The following is a 20,969-nucleotide window of genomic DNA, read 5'->3' as shown; positions in this document are numbered from 1 at the left end:
GTTTATGAAAAATTGGCAAGGGCTTGTAGAAGAATTCAAGGAATATTTACCAGTAACAGCTGATACACCTAAAGTAAGTTTAAATGAAGGCCATACGCCTTTGATATACTGTGAGAACATGTCTGAAATGCTTGGTATTGAATTACATGTTAAATACGAAGGTGCAAATCCAACAGGTTCATTTAAAGATAGAGGCATGGTAATGGCAATGGCTAAAGCTAAAGAAGAAGGCAAGAAAATAGTGATTTGTGCTTCAACTGGCAATACTTCAGCTTCCGCGGCAGCATATGCTGCGAGAGCAGGTTTAAAAGCGATTGTAGTTATTCCGGAAGGGAAAATTGCTTTAGGGAAATTGTCGCAAGCAGTTATGTACGGTGCAGAAATTGTTTCTATAGAAGGAAATTTTGATGAAGCACTTGAAATTGTACAAGAAGTGGCTAAAAATGGTGAAATTGCGCTTGTGAACTCAGTTAATCCTTATCGTATTGAAGGTCAAAAAACAAGTGCTTTTGAAGTGATTCAACAATTGAATGGCCAAGCACCAGATATATTATCAATTCCGGTTGGAAATGCTGGTAATATTTCAGCATATTGGAAAGGATTTAAAGAGTACCATGACACGAATGATACGCAACTTCCTAACTTATATGGGTTCCAAGCTGCAGGTGCATCCCCAATCGTTCAAAATAAAGTAGTGAAGAATCCAGATACAGTAGCTACTGCAATTAGAATCGGTAACCCCGCAAGTTGGGATAAAGCTAATCGTGCCTTAAAAGAATCAGAAGGTCTCATTGATAGCGTAACAGACGAAGAAATTTTAGAAGCATATCAACTGATGGCTCGAAAAGAAGGTATATTTAGTGAACCTGCAAGCAATGCCTCCATTGCTGGTTTAATTAAGTTACACCGTGCTGGTAAGTTACCAAAGGGGAAACGTGTTGTGTCAGTGTTGACTGGTAATGGTTTGAAAGATCCAGATACAGCTATCTCATTATTAGATAATCCAATTAAGCCACTACCAAATGATAGAGAAAGCATTTTAGAATATATTAAAGGAGCACTTTAGCATGTGTGTACGTTTACGTTTAAAAATACCGGCATCTACTGCTAATTTAGGTGTCGGATTTGATTCTATTGGAATGGCTTTAAATAAATTTTTATATCTTGATGTGCGAATTAATAATAGTGATAGATGGTCTTTTAAACATATAGGGCCAAATGTTGAATCATTACCAACAGACGAATCGCACTATATTTATCAAATTGCACAACAAGTGGCAAATAAATATGACGTGACTTTACCGTCTTTATCTATAGAAATGAGAAGTGAAATCCCTTTAGCAAGAGGCTTAGGTTCCTCTGCTTCTGCACTAGTAGGGGGATTATACATAGCTAATTATTTTGGTGATATAGAGCTTTCTAAATATGAATTATTGCAATTGGCAACTGAATTTGAAGGACATCCAGACAATGTAGCACCTACAATTTACGGGGGGCTTGTCTTAGGATACTATGATCCTGAAACAAAAGTGACGGATGTATCATATATTGATCCACCAAAAGCTGATATTATCATAACAATACCATCAAATGAATTAAGTACGACACTTTCAAGGAATGTGCTTCCGGAAACATTTTCACATAAAAATGCTGTTAGAAATAGTGCCATCAGCAATACAATGATTAGTGCTTTAATACAACAAAATTATGAACTTGCAGGCAAGATGATGGAACAAGACGGTTTTCATGAACCATATCGTCAACATCTAATCCCAGAATTTCAAACCATTAAACAAATTGCAAAACAATATAAATCATATGCTACAGTTATTAGTGGTGCAGGCCCAACTGTTTTAACCTTGATAGCACCTGAACGAAGCGGTGAATTAGTGAGGGAACTTAAACGTGAATTTACGAATTGTCGATCTGAACTCGTTACAGTTAATATCACAGGAGTGGAATCTGAAGTAGTATATTAGTTTGATTTATTTGTTATAATATAGTCTTGTAGAGGTTGAAAGGAGATAGCAAGATGGGATATAAATTAATAGTGATGGATATGGATGATACATTAATGACTTCTGATAACGAAGTTAGTGTTGAAACAGCGCAATATTTAATAGATATACAAGCGCAAGGTTATAAAGTTGTACTTGCATCGGGTAGACCAACAGATGGTATGATGCCTACAGCAAAACATTTGAAATTAGACCAACATGACAGTTATGTCATAAGTTACAATGGTGGAAAAACAGTTAAAGTTTCTGATGAAAAAGTGGAAGTAAGTCGCACTGTGTCAAAGTCTGATTTTGATAGTATTGTAGATTTTTGTAGGAATCAAAAATTGTTTGTTTTGACTTACCAAGATGGTTATATCGTATATGAAGGTGAACATGAATATATGAACATTGAATCAGAACTCACAGGCCTGCCAATGAAACAGGTGGATGATTTAAAAGCATATATTCAAGAGGACGTACCTAAAGTTATGGGGATTGATTATGTTTCAAATATTACAAGTATTAGAAATGATTTAGAAGGTCACTTTAATGAAAATATTGATGTTACTACAAGTAAACCGTTTTTCTTAGAATTTATGGCACAGGGTGTATCTAAAGGCAATGCTATCACTGAATTGTGTCAAAAATTAGATGTAAAATTATCTCAAGTTATTGGCTTCGGTGATAGTTCAAATGATATATCAATGTTGAAAGTAGTTGGTAAAGCTGTTGCTATGGGCAATGCAAATGATGATGTCAAAGCTGTTGTTGATGAAGTTACTTTAACAAATGATAATGATGGTATCCCACACACACTAAAAGCTTTACTTAACTAACAAATTAATTGCTTAACCTTTATTTTTAAATATTGGTCACGCAAATGATTGATAGTTTGATCCGAAATGCTCACCTATAAGTCCCACTAACTCAATTTATTGAGTAGTGGGACTTTATTTTTCAGTTCAATCATCTACTAAAAAATTGAAATTTTTGCTTGTGCAAGCTTGGCCTAGGGTTATGATTTAATAGTATAAGTCACTCATACCATTGATCTCGGTGTCAGCTCGTTACAAAATCGTTATCAAGTATGTATTTTAGTACGAAAATAAGCGCCTTATATATACTAAATAAAAATATTAAATTAATTGAACGCGAAACAGTACACGAAATTACTTTTATAAGAACGAAAACGATTATAAGAAACGTGTAAACTTAAATTAATATACCATGTATAAATAGTGCTAAATTATCAATATGCAGTCTTTGACTAAGCTAATACATTAGAATATTTCAACTACAATCTACTGTTTACATATAATTAGCAGAAAAAATGACAATTTCTATATGAAAATTAGAAATTGCCATTTTTTGTTGGTGATTATTTAGCAGTATGTGTCCATTCATTTTTGCCTCGGTGTCTTTTAACATGAGCATAAACGTTATCTGCAGCATAGTTTAAATTGGTATAAACTGTGATTGAAAACGCTGACTGATTTTCTTCAAATTCTTCTTCTGAAAATAATTCTTTAAGATGGCTAAAAAGACTTTCCATTTGTGAGTGATCTAAACTTGGATACTCTCTTAATGTGCGTTTGATTAATTGATCATGTCTTTCTTCAAGTGATTGTACAACAATAACGAAACGCTCGTCAGTTTCTAAAATATCGTCAAATAGGTTTGTTTGTCCAATCATAATTTCCACCTCTAAGTCATTAAATTATTAACTTCATTATACATTAATTTTGGGTATCTGAAAATATGATAAGCTTTTAATTATTATAAATTCTCATTGTTGAGGTTTATTTTAGAACAAGTAGGTAATAAATAAATGTAAGGCTTGCAATATTAAAAAAGCACTGCAAAAAGTATCTTAAAATACTTTTACAGTGCAATTCATTAATTATAATCATGTTCTTTTAAATCAATGTCTTTGAGTTTAACAATTTTAGTTTGTCGTATTAATTTATGAACAAAGTAAATGATAGCTAAAATAATCATCGGCGATAGGTTTCTAATTAAGACGCCCATATCACCAGCTAAAATCGCACCAATTGAATTACCTATGAATAAGAATAATAATGCAATGATGACTATGATTGGTCCTAAAGGATAGAAAGGAGCTTTATAAGGTAGTACTTCATCAGGATTCAAATTTTGTTTTTTAATCGCTGAACGTAGCCTGATTTGCGCTACGATACTAGAAGCCCAAACAACGATGACTAAAGAACCAATAATATTTAATAGTGAAAAGACGATATCTGATTTAAACTGAGCAATTATAATTATAATTAAAACAATAATGAAAGTTACGAACAATGATACCAAAGGTAACTTTGTAGTTTTATTTAATTTACCTAAAAATTTAGGCGCTTGCTTATCTTCTGCCATTGAGAAAAGCATTCTACTTGTAGTATAAATACCTGAATTCGCAGCAGACAATAATGAAGTTAAAATAACAGCATTAATAACCGAAGCGGCAAAGGCAATACCTACACGATCAAATACGATTGTAAAAGGACTCTGTGATACAGATTCACTTTTGTTTAATAACAATGGGTCTGTGTAAGGAATAATAGCTGAAATAACAGCAATTGATAAAACATAGAACAATAATATTCTCCAAAACACTTGTTTAATTGCTTTTGGCATTGAATGACTTGGATTTGAAGATTCTCCAGCTGTTACGGCCACCACTTCGGTACCACCGACAGAGAATCCAGCGACAAGCAAGACACCCAAGAAGCCAGAGACGCCTCCTACAAAAGGAGCTTCTCCTGTTACGTAGTTGCCTAGACCATATGTCTTTCCACCTAAGATTCCAATAATCGTCAATACACCAATTACGATGAAAATAATTATTGTTGCAACTTTGATAAGTGATAACCAAAATTCTGTTTCACCGAAAGCTTTTACAGAGAAAATATTAAGTAAAAAAAGTATGGCAAGGAAGATAATGCTCCAAGTAACTGGACTGAAAAATTGGAAGAAATCCCAATAATAAATTACACTTGAAGAAATAATAATATCAACACTGGTAACTAGTAGCCAGATTGCCCAATATAGCCATCCCATAGTGAAACCTAGGGAACTATCAACAAAACGGGTTGAATAAGAACTAAAAGAACCTGAAACCGGATAAAAGGTGGCAAGTTCACCGATTGAAGACATTAAGAAATATAACATCACGCCAATAATCAAGTAAGCTAATATTGCGCCACCTGGTCCTGCTTGTGATATTACACTTCCAGTAGCTACAAACAAGCCTGTGCCAATTGCACCACCAATTGCTATCATAGAAATGTGTCTAGAATTAAGACCACGGTTCATATTGTTTTGTGCCATAATACAGTCTCCTATAGTCTATTGAATTTTAAATATATTCTCCATTTTAATGGTTTTATGATTTAAGAGCAATGCTTTTTATGACTTTAAAGCCATAAAATATTCAAATATTTTGAAAATTGTTATTTTATAGATGTATTGTGAGTTGCTTTTACAAATGTTATAGATTAAAATAAATACTAGGTAATAATAATTATTAATAAGAAAAAGCGGGGGAAATATTATGAGTAACAAGAAAAAGTTGACGAGCCTATTTGGCGCACCAATTTCAGATAGAGAAAATAGTATGACAGCAGGCCCTAGAGGACCACTATTAATGCAAGATTGGTACTTTTTAGAGCAAATGGCTCATTTTGATAGAGAAGTTATTCCTGAAAGACGTATGCATGCAAAAGGTTCAGGTGCATTTGGTACATTTACAGTTACAAATGATATTACACAATATACTTCAGCAAGCATTTTTTCTGAAGTTGGTAAACAAACAGAAATGTTTGCACGTTTTTCAACAGTAGCAGGTGAAAGAGGTGCAGCTGATGCTGAACGTGATATTCGCGGATTTGCATTGAAATTTTATACAGATGAAGGGAACTGGGATTTAGTAGGAAATAATACACCAGTGTTCTTCTTTAGAGATCCGAAATTATTTGCAAGTTTAAACCACGCAGTGAAGCGTGACCCAAGAACAAATATGAGAAGTGCACAAAATAACTGGGATTTCTGGACGTCTTTACCTGAAGCATTGCACCAAGTAACAATTTTAATGTCAGACCGTGGTATTCCTAAAGGCTTTAGAAACATGCACGGATTTGGCTCTCATACTTATTCTATGTACAATGATAAAGGTGAACGTGTTTGGGTTAAATTCCATCACAGAACACAACAAGGTATTGAAAACTTACAACCTGATGAAGCAGCTAGCGTAATTGCTGAAGACAGAGAATCATCACAACGTGATTTATTTGAAGCAATTGAAAATAAAGACTATCCAAAATGGAAAATGTATATCCAAGTTATGACAGAAGAACAAGCTCGTAACCATAAAGATAATCCGTTTGATTTAACAAAAGTTTGGTATAAAGGAGACTATCCATTAATAGAAGTTGGAGAGTTTGAATTAAATCGTAATCCAGACAACTATTTCCAAGATGTTGAACAAGCTGCTTTCGCACCAACCAATATTGTACCTGGCATAGATTTTTCTCCAGACAGAATGTTACAAGGTAGACTATTCTCATATGGTGATGCACAACGTTATAGATTAGGTGTGAACCATTGGCAAATCCCAGTTAACCAACCTAAAGGTGTAGGTATGGAAAATATTTGTCCATTCAGCCGTGATGGCCAAATGAGAATTATTGATAATAATCAAGGTGGCAGTACTCATTACTATCCAAATAGTGATGGCTCATTTGAAGATCAACCTGAATTTAAAAAACCTGGTCTAAAAGTTGAAGGTGAAGCATATGAATATGATTTAAGAGAAGATGATGATAACTATTTCGAACAACCAGGTCGTTTATTCAGATTACAATCAAAAGAACAACAAGAACGTATTTTTGAAAATACAGCTAATGAAATGCAAGGCACTACTTTAGAAGTACAACATCGTCATATTCGTCACTGTTATAAAGCGGATAGCGAATATGGTAAAGGTGTTGCGAAAGCACTAGGCATTGACATTAATGATGTAGATTTAGAAATTGCAGATTAATAAATGTATCTTAATTATACACGCATATTTATACTTCAATGGCGCATGGAATTATACAAAATAATTAATTTATGTTAAACATTTGAGATATATGTAGTTCGTGTATGATTTTAAGCGGATGATTTTTACGATATAAAGTAAAAATCATCCGTTTTTATATTTATTTATACCGAGTCTATGTTATAAGTATTGCTTTGTTTTTATAAATTTCCACATACAAAAACCTACAAAGTCAGAGGCTTTGTAGGTTGTCAAAGGTTGTTAACTATCGCTCACATCATATGAGGCGACTGAGTGATGAACAGTAATTTATTTCTCAATTACTAAAAATAATTATCGAGTTTTGATACCTAAGAAATTTTGTGAATAGAAATGCATTTTCCCACAGTTATTACATAATAAAGTTATCATAGGTGTCGGATCATTACCTAAAGAAGCAGTTAACAATGGTAGGAAATAATGTCCGTCTAATATTTCAATATTTGGATGTCCGCAGTTACATACACTTTTATCTTTTGTTTTCTCTGTTATTGAATCTATAATATGCCTTTTTTGCTCATTTGTAATATGACGATTTTCCATATGAAACGCCTCCACATATTTTAATATACTGTATTTATTATAAGGCATGGCAACCTTTATTAGTAGTCTCTTAACCTATTTAAAAGTGTTAATTAAGTACTTTATTGTTAAATAACTATTAATTTTGATGAATAAATTATAATTTGTAATAAACTATCGTATTTTTGTGCATGTAAAAGTTTTAAATCACCATTCATCTTCAATGATTCAATTAACATTTAAATATTAAAAATAGCTACATAAATCCCATAATCAAAATAATAAACTTATCATTTTCTTATAGATGCGATATATGTTCCGCGTTTTTACCATTTAAAATATAAAAAAACGTCAATTCTATAGTAAAGGAATAGAATTGACGTTAATACTAAGTCCGAGACGTTTATATCCCAGACAATTAGTTTGAATGTCGTATTAAAAAGATAATGAAAGCACAGAACTATTTTGTTTCACGATGTAAAGTGTATTTATTTAATCGAGGACAGAATTTTTTAAGTTCAATTCGTTCTGGATTATTACGCTTGTTTTTAGTGCTAATATAATTACGATCACCACATTCAGTACAAGCTAATGTTATATTTACGCGCAAAGTTAACACCTCTTTCTTAACAGGAATCATTACGTTTTAAAATAATATCATATTCTTTCATTAATTTCAATAAGATTGATCTTTGAAAAGTATGTAGTTAATTAAAGTTAAATTTCTAAGCATTATACGAATGTTAATAATTTAAACATTTTAGTTTGATAAATAAAAAGAATGTGTTATTATACAAAACGTAATAATTACGATTTGTAAAAAGGAGAGAATATTATGGCAAAAAAATCTAAAATTGCTAAGGAACAAAAAAGAGAACGCTTAGTAGCACAATATTACGAATTAAGAAAAACCTTGAAGGAAAAAGGTGATTATGAAGCATTAAGAAAATTACCAAGAGATGCTTCACCAACAAGACTGACACGTAGATGTAAAGTAACTGGTCGTCCAAGAGGCGTGCTGAGAAAATTTGAAATGTCACGTATTGCGTTTAGGGAACATGCACATAAAGGACAAATTCCCGGCGTGAAAAAATCAAGTTGGTAATTAGGACTTTAGTTCATTTACATTTAGGGAAAAAGCATGTATATTAACTAATGGTAAAGATAAATAAAATGTCATTGTTCGGAAATAACTATCCTATGTTTAAGTATTTCTATTTAGAGTTATGAATTTTATTTGAAAATCTTACCTTTAAAAACTATTTTATTAATAAATGTTAGGGGTTCGTTTAATTATGAAGATATTTGATTACGAAGATATACAGCTTATTCCAAATAAATGTATTGTTAATAGCCGTTCAGAATGTGATACTACTGTGAAATTTGGTCCGAAATCATTTAAATTACCAGTGGTACCTGCAAACATGCAAACAGTAATGAATGAAACATTAGCAGAATGGTTTGCTGAAAATGATTACTTCTATATCATGCATAGATTCGATGAAGAAGCACGTATACCATTTGTAAAGCAAATGCATGATAAAGGATTATTTGCTTCAATTTCAGTTGGTATTAAAGACCGTGAATTTGATTTTGTAGAAAAATTAGCACAGGATAATGTGATTCCTGAGTATATTACAATTGATATCGCACACGGGCATTCTGATGCCGTTATTAATATGATCAAACATATTAAAAACCACATACCTGAAGCATTTGTTATTGCAGGTAATGTTGGAACGCCAGAAGGTGTTCGTGAATTGGAAAATGCTGGTGCAGATGCAACTAAGGTTGGTATTGGACCAGGTCGCGTTTGTATTACAAAAATTAAAACAGGATTTGGCACAGGTGGTTGGCAATTAGCTGCGTTGAACCATTGTAGTAAAGCTGCAAGAAAACCGATAATAGCTGATGGAGGTATCAGAACGCACGGTGATATTGCTAAATCAATTCGTTTTGGTGCATCAATGGTTATGGTAGGCTCATTATTTGCAGCACATGAAGAATCTCCTGGTGAAACCGTTGAATTAGATGGAAAAATGTATAAAGAATATTTTGGTAGTGCGTCTGAGTTCCAAAAAGGTGAACACAAAAACGTTGAAGGTAAAAAAATGTTTGTTGAACATAAAGGTTTATTGAAAGATACATTAATTGAAATGCAACAAGATTTACAAAGTTCTATTTCATATGCGGGTGGCGATGATTTAAATTCATTGACTAAAGTAGATTATGTTATAGTAAGAAACTCCATTTTTAATGGAGACAGAGACTAATAAACTAGTAGGTGTAAAAAATTAAACGCTTTTTATTATATGTAATTGTACTTCTTTGTATTGTTTTAATTGTTCCAATCAAAGAATTTACACCTTTAGAAAATTTGCAACAACAATTTAAAGCAAAAGTAGATAGTTGGTCATCATCGGAACAGTCACAAACTCAAAATGCTTTGAAAGTACCTGATGAGCAAGAATTTGCTTTGAATAATATTCAAATGAATATGTCGAAGGCTGAAGTTGAAAGAAAACTAGGTAAAGCAAAACGCGTTACTTCAAATGAATATGGTACACAATGGTATGCGTATTATTCGGAGAATTATAGAAGCTTTATTATGGTAAGTTATATTAAAGGTAAAGTGAACGGACTATACAGTAATCAAAATGTTATTTCTTCAAAATCTAAAATTAAATATAGTACTCCTAAAGATATAGTTAGAGAACGATTAGGTGATCCGATAACTACAAAACGTAAAGGTCATTTGAGTATGGACGTTCGCGATAATGAATTTGATAATTTTAAAAAAGACAATATTTACACGACAGCTTTTTATGATAAGCATAATGACAACAATCTCACTGCGCTACTATTAGTAAGTGAAAAAATGGAGAATAGACTTCAAAATCAATATGCAACGCCTTCGCGTAATTTAGCAAAAAGTTTTGAACTTCAAAATTTTGATTTGGTCAATGCTGAAAGAGTACAACATGGGTTAAATACATTAGATTATTCTGAAACTATTTCTGATACAGCACGCAAACACAGTAATGATATGGCGGAGAATAATTATTTTGACCATAATAATCAATCTGGGGATTCACCATTTGATAGATTAGAACAAGATGGACATGATTTTAATGCAGCTGGCGAGAATTTAGCTTATGGTCAACCAAGTAGCATTTATGCTCATCAAGGATTAATGAACTCTTTAGGTCATAGAAAAAATATTCTTAAAAAAGAATTTAATACTTTAGGTGTCGGCGTTGATTTTAATGAACATAAACAACCTTATTGGACTGAAAATTATACGGGATAGTGTTTATGCATTGTTGAAAAGGGTATCTATATTCTGTGAGGATGAGGTATTATGACAACAAATAAAAAAGATCAAACAGAAGATATACTAGAAAAAGTGAAAGATGTCTTAGAAAAAAATGACAATAAATAAGAGGCTACGCTATAAGCGTAGCCTCTTATTTTAATTGAGAGTGTCTTTATCTATAAAATTAAATTTCTCTAAACAGGCCGACAACTTTACCTAAAACAGCAACTTGATCTAAATAGATTGGCGACATTGTACTATTTTCAGGCTGTAAACGGTATCGTGTTTTTTCTTTGTAAAAACGTTTGACTGTAGCTTCATTGTCCTCAGTCATTGCTACAATAATATCACCATTTTCAGCAATAGTTTGGCTTCTTACGATAACTTTATCTCCATCTAATATTCCCGCTTCAATCATGCTATCACCAACAACATTTAAGATGAAAATATCGCTGTTATGCGTTGAAGTGAAATGCTCGGGTAACGGAAAATACTCTTCAACATTTTCAACAGCAGTAATAGGTATACCTGCTGTGACTTTACCAATGACTGGCACGTGAATTGTAGATTCCATATTCACGGTTTCCCCTAATTGTTCGGTAACAATTTCAATTGCACGTGGTTTAGTTGGATCTCTTTTTATATAACCCTTTTCTTCTAATCTGGATAGATGTCCATGCACAGTTGAGCTAGATGCTAAACCAACAGCTTCACCAATTTCCCGAACACTTGGTGGATAACCCTTTGAATGAACAGTCTGTTTAATATACTCAAAAATCTCATTTTGTCGCTTAGTTAATTCTCTCATAATAGGCACTCCCTACGTTAATTTGTTTTTATTATAGCATGTATTGTTTATGTTTACAAACGTTTGTTCGTTTTCGTGTTGACAGAGAACAGACGTTCTGATAAAGTTTAAGTACAAACAAACGTTCTAGGAGTGACTTATATGTTCAAACTATATATATATCAAATTAAACCTTATATTACAGTATTGCTAGTTACAATGATTTTGAGTACTGTCTTTATATTAAGTGCTTATTATAATACAAAATCAGAACAAACGTACGAAATGACAGATCATCAAATCACAAATATTTCTACAAAAGACGAACAGTATCAAATGAATTCAGATGAAAAAAGCGAACGGACACTCAATCAATTTTTAGCAAAAGCCAAATAAAATATTAAGCCAACTGTATTGTGAAAGTGAATTTATTTAGTAGAATGGTAATATAAGCGTAACTATTTAGTTTCGCTTATTTTTTTGTTATATTTTCTATATTATGAATTACGGAGGTTTATTATGGCGAAAAATGATGCCGTAGATATTAAGCGTATAAATGAGTTAGCAAAAAAGAAAAAAGAACAAGGATTGACTGAATCTGAATCGAAAGAACAATCGAAATTAAGAAAAGCATATTTAGATTCTTTCCGACAAAGCTTTAAAAAACAAATTGAAAGTACGAGAGTTATTGATCCAGAAGGCAATGATGTAACGCCTGAAAAGGTGAAAAAAATATTAGATTCTAAAGATAAAAAAGATAATAACTAAATCAATTTTTTGTTAAATAATTACTAAATAAGGTATAATAGTAATGAAACTTGCTATAAGAAAGGAAGTCATTTAGATGAATAAAGAAAAAGATCAATTAGCGATAGATACGATAAGAGCCTTAAGTATCGATGCTGTTGAGCAAGCAAACTCAGGTCACCCTGGATTACCAATGGGCGCAGCTCCAATGGCATATACATTATGGACACGCCACTTAAATTTCAACCCCCAATCAAAAGATTTCTTCGATAGAGATCGTTTTGTATTGTCTGCAGGCCATGGTTCTGCATTGCTATACAGTTTATTACACGTTTCAGGTAGTTTAGAATTAGATGAATTAAAACAATTTAGACAATGGGGTTCAAAAACTCCAGGCCATCCAGAGTTTAGACATACTGATGGTGTTGAGGTAACAACTGGCCCATTAGGACAAGGTTTTGCTATGTCTGTAGGTATGGCATTAGCTGAAAAACATCTTGCTGGTAAGTTTAATAAAGAAGATGCTAATGTAATAGATCACCATACTTACGTAATAGCATCTGATGGAGATTTAATGGAAGGTATTTCACATGAAGCAGCATCATTAGCTGGTCATACACAATTAGATAAACTTATTGTATTATATGACTCAAATGACATTTCTTTAGATGGAGATTTAAACAAAGCATTTTCTGAAGATGTTAAAACGCGTTTTGAATCATATGGTTGGAAACACATTTTAGTTAAAGATGGTAATGATATAGATGCTATTGATAATGCTATTAAAGAAGCTAAAACTTCAGATGTACCAACAATCATTGAAGTGAAAACAATCATTGGTTACGGCGCGCCTAATAAACAAGCTTCTCATGGCGTACACGGTGCTCCATTAGGTGAAGAAGAAAGAAAATTAGCATTAGAAAACTATGGTTTGGATCCTGAAAAACGCTTTAACGTACCAGATGAAGTATATGAAATTTTCCAACAAACAATGTTAAAACGTGCTAATGAAAAAGAAGAAAACTGGAATAAACTTGTTGAAACATACAGTGAAAAATATCCAGAATTAGCTGAAGAATTCAAATTGGCAATCAGTGGTAAATTACCAACGAACTACTCAAATGAATTGCCAGAATTTGAAGCTGGCCATAGTGGTGCTTCACGTGCAGACTCTGGTGAAGTAATACAAGCACTAAGTAAAACAGTACCTTCATTCTTTGGTGGTTCAGCTGACTTAGCAGGTTCAAACAAATCAAACGTTAAAGATGCGGTTGACTTTGATAAAGATACACCTGAAGGTAAAAATATCTGGTTTGGTGTACGTGAATTTGCAATGGGTGCTGCTGTAAATGGTATGGCTGCTCACGGTGGTTTACATCCATATGGTGCAACTTTCTTCGTGTTTAGTGACTATTTAAAACCAGCACTTCGTTTATCAGCAATCATGGGATTAAATTCAACATTTATTTTCACGCATGATTCAATTGCAGTTGGTGAAGATGGCCCTACACATGAACCAATCGAACAATTATCTGGTTTACGTGCAATTCCAAACATGAATGTTATTCGTCCAGCAGACGGTAATGAAACACGTGTAGCTTGGGAAGTAGCAATGGAATCAGAAAATACACCTACATCTTTAGTATTAACACGTCAAAACCTAACAACAATGGACTTACCTAAAGAAACTGTTGAAGAAGGTGTGCGTAAAGGTGCTTATGTAGTGTTTGAATCAGATAAAGATCCAGAGTACTTACTATTAGCTACAGGTTCAGAAGTTAATTTAGCCATTGAAGCTGCTAAAGATTTAGAAGGACAAGGTAAAGGTGTACGTGTTGTATCAATGCCTAACTGGAATGCATTCGATCAACAATCCGATGAATATAAAGCATCTATCTTACCTTCTTCAATTACAAAACGTGTTGCTATTGAAATGGCATCATCATTAGGTTGGCATAAATATGTTGGTACTGAAGGTAAAGTGATTGGTATTGATGGATTTGGTGCAAGTGCGCCTGGTGATTTAGTAGTTGAAAAATATGGTTTCACTAAAGAAAATGTCTTAAATCAAATTCAAACGTTCTAATTATTAAGATAAAAAGATAGGTAACATTTTTGGTATGAGAGCTTTTGTTCTCATACCAATTTTTAATTATAAATAAAGATTGGATTATATTTACAAACTGAAATTATAATTGATATAATACATAAGGTTGGAAATATAAATTAATTGAGTCACTCTTGAAAAGGAGTGGTTATTTTAGTAAAATGCATTAGGATAGGAAAGTGGGTGAAACAATGGCAACTTGGTTAGCAATTTTATTAATCGTGTTAGCACTAATTCTAGGACTAGTCGGTGGATTTTTCCTTGCGAGAAAATATATGATGGATTATCTGAAAAAGAACCCACCAATTAATGAAGAAATGCTACGAATGATGATGATGCAAATGGGTCAAAAACCATCTCAAAAGAAAATAAATCAAATGATGACAATGATGAATAAAAATCAAGACGACGCATTCAAGAAGAAGAAATAACGTCTTGTGAAAAGCTGATGATTACTACCTACTAGTAAATCGTCAGCTTTTTTGATTTGAACAAATACCTATTATATTTAAAAAATGAGAATATAATCCTGGTTCGGTCATATAAATGTGATGCTACTCAATTTTTGTCATTTGCAAATCATACTTTAATGTTTCGAAATTTTATAGACGGATTAGGTTTTTTTAATGGGCATTAAAATAATTAAAGTGATAGTGAATGTAATTTATTTTTTAAATATTCAGTAAATATTTGATTGTAAAATCATATTTGTTATAATTTGTATATATAAGGGAGGTATTAATAAGTGAAGAGTGCTTATGACATGGAAGGCAAAGAAGTTTTAGATCGATTAGCAAATATGCATATTAACTTTTCTACTGATGAAGCTTTCAAAGAATATCACAACGCGATGCAAATTCATGATATGAATTATCTTAGATATACTTTAGAAAATGCATTGTCAGCTTGTGACACAACACGCGCTATTTAAATAGCAATGAATAAGATAAGTCTGAAACAAGGCTTATTTTATTTTGAGTAATTTTCTATCAATACCTCCCGACGTTGACATTAATCTTTTGATACTATATATCACCTATACATAATTGAATTTTTGAAATATACAGATAAGGCTAAATAACATGCTATACAGACCAAATGAAAACATATTAAAATTACTGAATGTTAAATAGTAAAATGATATACTATTTGAGGTGGAGATTAAGCCAGTAACATAAAGAAGGTGTAAGCATGTTATATTTAGTTTTTTCTATAGTTGTAGCTTTTTTAATGGGTATTGGGGTAATCGTTGTAAGAATGAAAGCGCAGCAATATCCAGTAAATGAAAAGAAAATTATTTTACCGCCATTTTTTATGGCAACAGGTGCATTAATGTATGTGGTACCTTATTTCAGATTAACGGGTATGGAAATAATAGAGTGCATCGTATTAGGTGTTCTTTTCTCGACGATATTAATTTGGACTTCTCGATTTGAAACATCCGGTAGCGAAGTATACATGAAGCGGTCTAAAGCTTTTCCTATTATCTTAATTTCACTGTTGTTAATCAGAACAATTATGAAAATATTTATAAGTAATAAAATAGATCCAGGTGAAATTGGTGGCATGTTTTTCTTACTTGCTTTTTGTATGATTGTACCTTGGAGATTGGCTATGTTATATCAATATAAAAAAGTTAAGAAAACATTAATTAAATAAGCGAATGAAGTAATAATTATATTAGAGTAATTGAATATGCTTAATACTAAAGGGCTACTAAATTTCCTTAAAAATCATGGAATTTAAGTAGCCTCTTTTATATTTTGAAAAATTACTTGAGTATTAAGTAGGAGTATTATATCATAAAATCGAACGGATGTTCTATTAGGAGTGATAGAATGAAAATTGTACATACAGCTGATTGGCATTTAGGGCGGATTTTGAACGGAAAATCATTGCTAGAAGACCAAGCACATATATTAGATCAATTTATTAAAAAAATGGGCGACGAAAAACCAGATGTAATCGTAATTGCAGGTGATTTATATGATACTAGTTATCCCAACAAAGCTGCAATACAGTTATTGGAAAATACAATTAATACATTAAATTTAGAAATGAACATTCCGTTGGTGATAATAAGTGGAAATCATGATAGTAAAGAACGGTTAAATTATGGCTCAAAGTGGTTTGAAAAATCTCAACTTTATATCAGAACCTCACTTGAAGATATGTGTGATCCTATTACCATTGGAAATATTGATTTTTATACATTACCATTTTCTACAGTGAATGAAACAAGTTATTTCTTTAATGATAAAAAGATAGAAACACATCAACAAGCCGTGAGTAAATCAATAGAATTTATGACACAGAATATTAATCCAAATAAAGTCAATATACTAATAGGCCACCTCACAGTTCAAGGTGGTATACGCACTGAATCTGAGAGAGCATTGACGATTGGCACTGTTGAATCAGTTACAGAAAATTCATTTCAGCAATTTGATGCAGTGTTACTCGGCCATTTACATCATCCATTTAGTATAGATTCAGATTTTATTCATTATAGTGGTTCTTTATTACAATACTCTTTTTCAGAAACTACACAACCTAAAGGTTATAGAGTAATTGAAATGATAGATCATAAATTGAAAAGTATATTTAGGCCATTAATGCCCTTAAGACAATTAGAAGTAATTGAAGGGGATTATGAAGACGCTATTCAAGAAAAATTAAGCATAAAAGATAAAAACAACTATTTACATTTCAAGTTAAAACATATGTCACATGTTAGTGATCCTATGATGCATTTGAAACAAATATACCCAAACACGTTGGCGCTTACCAATAGTTCTTTTGAATTTAATACTCCGTTACATCATGAAAATATAGAAATACAAAAATTAGATGATACAACAATCATTAATAAATTTTTTGAGAATGTGACGGATCAATCATTAACAAGTATTCAAAATAATAAAATTGGTAAAGTATTAAATCATTTACTTGAAGGAGATCAGACTAAATGAGACCTTTAACATTAAAATTAACAAATTTCGGCCCATTTTTAGACGAAACCATTGATTTTCAACAAGTAAATAATGATCAATTGTTTTTAATTAGTGGAAAAACAGGTTCAGGAAAAACAATGATATTTGATGCAATTGTATTTGCTTTATTTGGTGAAGCATCGACAAAAGATAGGAATGAAGGAGATTTACGTAGTCATTTTGCAGACGGTAAATCACCAATGGTCGTTGAGTTCGAGTTTAAATTGAGAGATAGTATTTATAAAATTAATCGACAAGGCGCATTTGTAAAAGAAGGAAATAAAAATAAAACACTTGGACAACTTTTAATTTATCAACTTGAAGATACATTTGAATTACGTGAAAGTAAAGTGAATGCTGGAAATCAATTTATTAGAACGTTACTTGGTGTTAATTCAGAACAGTTTAGACAATTATTTATCCTTCCTCAGGGTGAATTTAAACGTTTCTTATTATCTAAAAGTATAGAAAAACAGGAAATATTAAGAACATTGTTTAATAGTCAAAGATTTGAAGAAATACAAAAATTGTTAAATGATGATGTTAAAGAAGTAAGGGCGAATATTGAAAAGCGTTATCATACACTTGAAACGGATTGGATGGATTTAGATACTTTTGATGAGAACTTATTAAATGAGTATAAAGAAGTAAATTCAAGACAAACTGATAAAATCAAAGCATTAATACCACAATTCAAAAGTATAGGCGAATCTATTCAAAATGATTTATTAACAGCTAAAAAAAGAAGTATCGAAAAATTTGAGCAAGCTGAAAATTTATTAAATCGTAATTTGAAACTTCAAGATGCAATGACAAGTCTCGAAGAAAATAAACAAAAGCAAGAAGCTTTGTTATCCAATCAAAATTATATAAAAAATCAAATAAAATTATTAAATGAAATCAATGAGGTAAGACCGCTCTCCAATTTACTTGACTCAAAAGAAAAACTTTTAAATAAGCATAAAGAGATAGAAAAAGATAAAGCAAAAACAATAACAAGCATATCAAATTTACAGGAGCAATTAGAAAATTGTGAGAAACAATTAGCAAAACATAAAGACTTATCTGAGACAATAGATAAATCGAAAACATTTATAGAAAATTGTAAAATATTTTATAAAAAAATTGATAAATATAAAGAGCTATACCAGCAAATTGAAAATTTAAAAAACACATACGGTGAGTTTAAATCACAGTACGAAAAACAAAAGCAACAACTTAATCAATATATTGAAAAATTAAATGACAGAGAGCCAGATTATAAAAGAAATGAACAACTTAATGAAAAAATACATCAGTTGGATAATGAAATTAAAATTAAAAAACAAAATGAGTTAAATAAAAAAGAATATCAAGCGTTGCAAAAGCGACAAACTGACATAACAGCGAAAAATGAACATATTAAATCTGAAATAAATGCATTAGATGATAAATATAAAGCTATTGATAAAACAAATATAGATTTAAACAATAAACAAGATATGATTATTAAATTACAATCAGTGCTTTCTAAAGGTGACAAATGCCCACTTTGTGGGAATGAGATTCATGAAATTGAACATCATATTGATTTTGATGAACTTACAAAAAGACATGACCAACTCAATAATATTGAACAACAACGATTAAAGTTAAAAGAACAAAAAATCAAATATGATAGTGAATTACAGCACATCTTAGAACAATTACATAGATTTAATTTAGATGAGTTAGAAAAAATTAACTATACAGAGCTTGAATTAACTAAGGATAACCTTTTGAAAGAAAAAGGATTAATAGAAGAGGAAAATGAAGAAATTAGAAACCTTAAAGAGAAAATTTTAAATTTAAGGCAAAAATCACATGAGTTAGAATTGGATTTAAAAACAAAACAATTCAAATTAGATGAAAGCACACTGATGATTAATGACTTTGAAAATACCACACAATATAAAGATGTGAATAAGTTTATTACGGCTTATGATAAATCATTAGAGGAAGTAAATGAATATCAAAAGCAATATGAATGGTTAGTACAGCAAGTTCAAAAATATAATAACGAACTGTCACTTGAAATGAATAATAAAACACATCTAGAAAATACTATAAAGAGTTTGCAAAAGGATATTAAAGAAGCAAATCAAAAAATTGATCATGAAATGAATAGGATAGGCTTTACATCATTGGAAGATGTAGAACACACCATTAATGAAATTCCTAATAAAGTAAAAATAGAAGCGGAAATAAATAAGTTCAATCAAGAGAAACAACAATTTGAAATTATCATTAATCAGCTAGAAGCAGAAATTAATAACCAAGAATTACATGATATTTCTCAATTAAAAAAAGATTATGAACAAGAAAAAGTACAACTAGATCAAGCTAAATCGATGTTAAGTCAACATAATTATAAACTTGAATTTAACAATAAGAAAATCGATAATATTTATGCTGTTATAAATCATTTAGAAAAAGAATTACAAGAACAACAAGAAGTTTTTCAATTAGCAGAAGTATTATCTGGAAAAAATGAACAAAAATTAACTTTGGAAAATTTTGTTTTAATATATTATTTAGAACGAATACTTGCTCATGCGAACCAGCGCTTATCATTGATGACGGGTGAAAGGTATCAATTAGTTAGAAGGGAACAAACTTCAAAAGGGTATAGTGGTTTGGAAATAGATGTATTTGATTCTCACTCTAATAAAAAGAGACATATCACCTCGTTATCGGGAGGGGAAACCTTCCAAGCTTCTTTAGCGCTGGCATTAGGTTTGAGTGAAGTGGTGCAACAAGAATCTGGTGGGATTGCATTAGATTCTATGTTCATAGACGAAGGATTTGGCACCTTAGATCAGGAAACGCTGGAAACTGCTTTGGATACACTACTTAGTTTAAAATCTTCTGGAAGAATGGTTGGAATTATTTCTCATGTTAGCGAACTAAAACAACGTATTCCGCTTATTTTAGAAGTACAAACTGAGCAATACCAAAGTACAACAAACTTTATAAAACAATAAAAACAAAAAAACAGTGAATTACTTTTTGATAAAGTAAATTCACTGTTTTTTAATCTTAAAGCTATAAGCATTTAAATGAATAGGTGATGTATATTTGATTACTTTGTCCATTGAAATAAGCATAGTAACAATGATGATACGTCGATTTAAATTTTAAGATTTAATAATAATATGGTTGTGTATTGATTTTATAGTAAATAGTTAACACAAGTAATGCTCAACTGAATATTTAGGACAAAGTTTCCGCAAATACAAGCCTATCTAAAAGAGTTAGATTGCACAGTCTGATGAGTCTAAGAAAACAAAATTAGGAATTATAGATAAAAATAGACCCGTAAATGAATGTTCAAAATTCATTTACGGGTCTATCCTCATCGCTTACGCTAATATGAGATAACTAAAT

At 31.3% G+C, this 20,969-nt stretch carries 20 protein-coding genes; 15 read left to right on the top strand and 5 right to left on the bottom strand.

Features of this window, described 5'->3' with window-relative positions; translation table 11 throughout:
- The first annotated feature begins 4 nt into the window (after positions 1-4).
- From thrC to FYJ81_RS02580, 3 genes are read left to right on the top strand one after another with little or no spacing between them, the layout of a single operon-like run.
- On the top strand, positions 5-1,066 hold the full coding sequence (gene thrC / locus FYJ81_RS02590; protein ID WP_107383949.1) for a threonine synthase: 1,062 nt from the start codon (positions 5-7) through the stop codon (positions 1,064-1,066).
- A gap of 1 nt (position 1,067) precedes the next feature.
- Positions 1,068-1,979: a homoserine kinase gene (gene thrB / locus FYJ81_RS02585; RefSeq protein ID WP_107386172.1), complete on the top strand. Its 912-nt coding sequence runs from the start codon at positions 1,068-1,070 to the stop codon at positions 1,977-1,979.
- Positions 1,980-2,032: 53 nt separating this feature from the next.
- A complete protein-coding gene (locus FYJ81_RS02580) occupies positions 2,033-2,836 on the top strand; it encodes a Cof-type HAD-IIB family hydrolase (protein ID WP_107386171.1) in 804 nt (267 codons plus the stop codon).
- Between the two features lie 542 nt (positions 2,837-3,378).
- Here FYJ81_RS02580 and FYJ81_RS02575 read toward each other — a convergent pair.
- Together FYJ81_RS02575 and FYJ81_RS02570 are read right to left on the bottom strand one after the other, a co-directional pair.
- On the bottom strand, positions 3,379-3,693 hold the full coding sequence (locus FYJ81_RS02575) for a hypothetical protein (RefSeq protein WP_019467809.1): 315 nt from the start codon (positions 3,691-3,693) through the stop codon (positions 3,379-3,381).
- A 203-nt stretch (positions 3,694-3,896) separates the two neighbouring features.
- On the bottom strand, positions 3,897-5,342 hold the full coding sequence (locus FYJ81_RS02570; protein ID WP_107385304.1) for an amino acid permease: 1,446 nt from the start codon (positions 5,340-5,342) through the stop codon (positions 3,897-3,899).
- A 223-nt stretch (positions 5,343-5,565) separates the two neighbouring features.
- Between FYJ81_RS02570 and FYJ81_RS02565 the strand changes: the two genes are divergently transcribed.
- On the top strand, positions 5,566-7,053 hold the full coding sequence (locus FYJ81_RS02565) for a catalase (RefSeq protein ID WP_107385305.1): 1,488 nt from the start codon (positions 5,566-5,568) through the stop codon (positions 7,051-7,053).
- 333 nt (positions 7,054-7,386) lie between these two features.
- On the opposite strand, the gene FYJ81_RS02560 is transcribed toward FYJ81_RS02565, so the two are convergent.
- Positions 7,387-7,635 carry a hypothetical protein gene (locus FYJ81_RS02560; RefSeq protein WP_107385306.1) on the bottom strand — a complete coding sequence of 83 codons (249 nt, stop codon included), beginning with the start codon at positions 7,633-7,635 and terminating at the stop codon, positions 7,387-7,389.
- 439 nt (positions 7,636-8,074) lie between these two features.
- Positions 8,075-8,224 carry a 50S ribosomal protein L33 gene (gene rpmG, locus FYJ81_RS02555; RefSeq protein WP_017724369.1) on the bottom strand — a complete coding sequence of 50 codons (150 nt, stop codon included), beginning with the start codon at positions 8,222-8,224 and terminating at the stop codon, positions 8,075-8,077.
- A gap of 225 nt (positions 8,225-8,449) precedes the next feature.
- Here rpmG and rpsN point away from each other — a divergent pair, with 225 nt between their 5' ends.
- From rpsN to FYJ81_RS02540, 3 genes are all read left to right on the top strand, one after another.
- On the top strand, positions 8,450-8,719 hold the full coding sequence (gene rpsN / locus FYJ81_RS02550) for a 30S ribosomal protein S14 (RefSeq protein WP_019467805.1): 270 nt from the start codon (positions 8,450-8,452) through the stop codon (positions 8,717-8,719).
- A gap of 190 nt (positions 8,720-8,909) precedes the next feature.
- Positions 8,910-9,887: a GMP reductase gene (gene guaC, locus FYJ81_RS02545; RefSeq protein WP_107385286.1), complete on the top strand. Its 978-nt coding sequence runs from the start codon at positions 8,910-8,912 to the stop codon at positions 9,885-9,887.
- Positions 9,888-9,907: 20 nt separating this feature from the next.
- Positions 9,908-10,924: a CAP-associated domain-containing protein gene (locus tag FYJ81_RS02540; protein WP_107385287.1), complete on the top strand. Its 1,017-nt coding sequence runs from the start codon at positions 9,908-9,910 to the stop codon at positions 10,922-10,924.
- 190 nt (positions 10,925-11,114) lie between these two features.
- On the opposite strand, the gene lexA is transcribed toward FYJ81_RS02540, so the two are convergent.
- Entirely contained in the window at positions 11,115-11,738 is a 624-nt protein-coding gene (lexA, locus tag FYJ81_RS02535) for a transcriptional repressor LexA (protein WP_019467990.1), read from the bottom strand.
- Positions 11,739-11,879: 141 nt separating this feature from the next.
- On the opposite strand from lexA, the gene sosA reads away from it, so the two are divergent.
- The 8 genes from sosA to sbcC all read left to right on the top strand — a co-directional run bounded on the left by sosA (position 11,880) and on the right by sbcC (position 20,566).
- Complete coding sequence (gene sosA / locus FYJ81_RS02530; protein WP_107386448.1) at positions 11,880-12,113, top strand: DNA damage-induced cell division inhibitor SosA; 234 nt, start codon at positions 11,880-11,882, stop codon at positions 12,111-12,113.
- 123 nt (positions 12,114-12,236) lie between these two features.
- Positions 12,237-12,485, top strand: coding sequence for a DUF896 domain-containing protein (locus FYJ81_RS02525; protein ID WP_019467988.1), 249 nt, complete (start codon positions 12,237-12,239; stop codon positions 12,483-12,485).
- 76 nt (positions 12,486-12,561) lie between these two features.
- A complete protein-coding gene (tkt, locus tag FYJ81_RS02520) occupies positions 12,562-14,550 on the top strand; it encodes a transketolase (protein ID WP_107384946.1) in 1,989 nt (662 codons plus the stop codon).
- 212 nt (positions 14,551-14,762) lie between these two features.
- A complete protein-coding gene (locus FYJ81_RS02515; protein ID WP_019467986.1) occupies positions 14,763-15,002 on the top strand; it encodes a YneF family protein in 240 nt (79 codons plus the stop codon).
- A gap of 314 nt (positions 15,003-15,316) precedes the next feature.
- Complete coding sequence (locus FYJ81_RS02510) at positions 15,317-15,502, top strand: hypothetical protein (protein WP_154409260.1); 186 nt, start codon at positions 15,317-15,319, stop codon at positions 15,500-15,502.
- 260 nt (positions 15,503-15,762) lie between these two features.
- Entirely contained in the window at positions 15,763-16,230 is a 468-nt protein-coding gene (locus FYJ81_RS02505; RefSeq protein ID WP_107384945.1) for a CcdC family protein, read from the top strand.
- Positions 16,231-16,409: 179 nt separating this feature from the next.
- Complete coding sequence (sbcD, locus tag FYJ81_RS02500; protein WP_154409259.1) at positions 16,410-17,543, top strand: exonuclease subunit SbcD; 1,134 nt, start codon at positions 16,410-16,412, stop codon at positions 17,541-17,543.
- Positions 17,540-20,566 (top strand): exonuclease subunit SbcC, encoded by a 3,027-nt coding sequence (gene sbcC, locus FYJ81_RS02495; RefSeq protein ID WP_107384943.1) that lies wholly within the window; start codon positions 17,540-17,542, stop codon positions 20,564-20,566. Before sbcD ends, sbcC begins: the two co-directional genes overlap by 4 nt.
- Positions 20,567-20,969: the final 403 nt, after the last annotated feature.

It is taken from the genome of Staphylococcus sp. McC-251-APC-3A2 (genome assembly GCF_009695665.1).
In the GTDB taxonomy this organism is placed as follows: Bacteria; Bacillota; Bacilli; order Staphylococcales; family Staphylococcaceae; genus Staphylococcus; species Staphylococcus cohnii.
Note: the sequence above shows the minus strand (reverse complement) of the source record. Positions and strands in the feature narration are given on the sequence as shown.

Coding starts and splice junctions, on each gene's coding strand:
- thrC (WP_107383949.1), top strand. CDS start 5: ATGAAAAATTGGCAAGGGCTTGTAGAAGAATTCAAGGAATATTTACCA.
- thrB (WP_107386172.1), top strand. CDS start 1,068: ATGTGTGTACGTTTACGTTTAAAAATACCGGCATCTACTGCTAATTTA.
- FYJ81_RS02580 (WP_107386171.1), top strand. CDS start 2,033: ATGGGATATAAATTAATAGTGATGGATATGGATGATACATTAATGACT.
- FYJ81_RS02575 (WP_019467809.1), bottom strand. CDS start 3,693: ATGATTGGACAAACAAACCTATTTGACGATATTTTAGAAACTGACGAG.
- FYJ81_RS02570 (WP_107385304.1), bottom strand. CDS start 5,342: ATGGCACAAAACAATATGAACCGTGGTCTTAATTCTAGACACATTTCT.
- FYJ81_RS02565 (WP_107385305.1), top strand. CDS start 5,566: ATGAGTAACAAGAAAAAGTTGACGAGCCTATTTGGCGCACCAATTTCA.
- FYJ81_RS02560 (WP_107385306.1), bottom strand. CDS start 7,635: ATGGAAAATCGTCATATTACAAATGAGCAAAAAAGGCATATTATAGAT.
- rpsN (WP_019467805.1), top strand. CDS start 8,450: ATGGCAAAAAAATCTAAAATTGCTAAGGAACAAAAAAGAGAACGCTTA.
- guaC (WP_107385286.1), top strand. CDS start 8,910: ATGAAGATATTTGATTACGAAGATATACAGCTTATTCCAAATAAATGT.
- lexA (WP_019467990.1), bottom strand. CDS start 11,738: ATGAGAGAATTAACTAAGCGACAAAATGAGATTTTTGAGTATATTAAA.
- sosA (WP_107386448.1), top strand. CDS start 11,880: ATGTTCAAACTATATATATATCAAATTAAACCTTATATTACAGTATTG.
- FYJ81_RS02525 (WP_019467988.1), top strand. CDS start 12,237: ATGGCGAAAAATGATGCCGTAGATATTAAGCGTATAAATGAGTTAGCA.
- tkt (WP_107384946.1), top strand. CDS start 12,562: ATGAATAAAGAAAAAGATCAATTAGCGATAGATACGATAAGAGCCTTA.
- FYJ81_RS02515 (WP_019467986.1), top strand. CDS start 14,763: ATGGCAACTTGGTTAGCAATTTTATTAATCGTGTTAGCACTAATTCTA.
- FYJ81_RS02505 (WP_107384945.1), top strand. CDS start 15,763: ATGTTATATTTAGTTTTTTCTATAGTTGTAGCTTTTTTAATGGGTATT.
- sbcD (WP_154409259.1), top strand. CDS start 16,410: ATGAAAATTGTACATACAGCTGATTGGCATTTAGGGCGGATTTTGAAC.
- sbcC (WP_107384943.1), top strand. CDS start 17,540: ATGAGACCTTTAACATTAAAATTAACAAATTTCGGCCCATTTTTAGAC.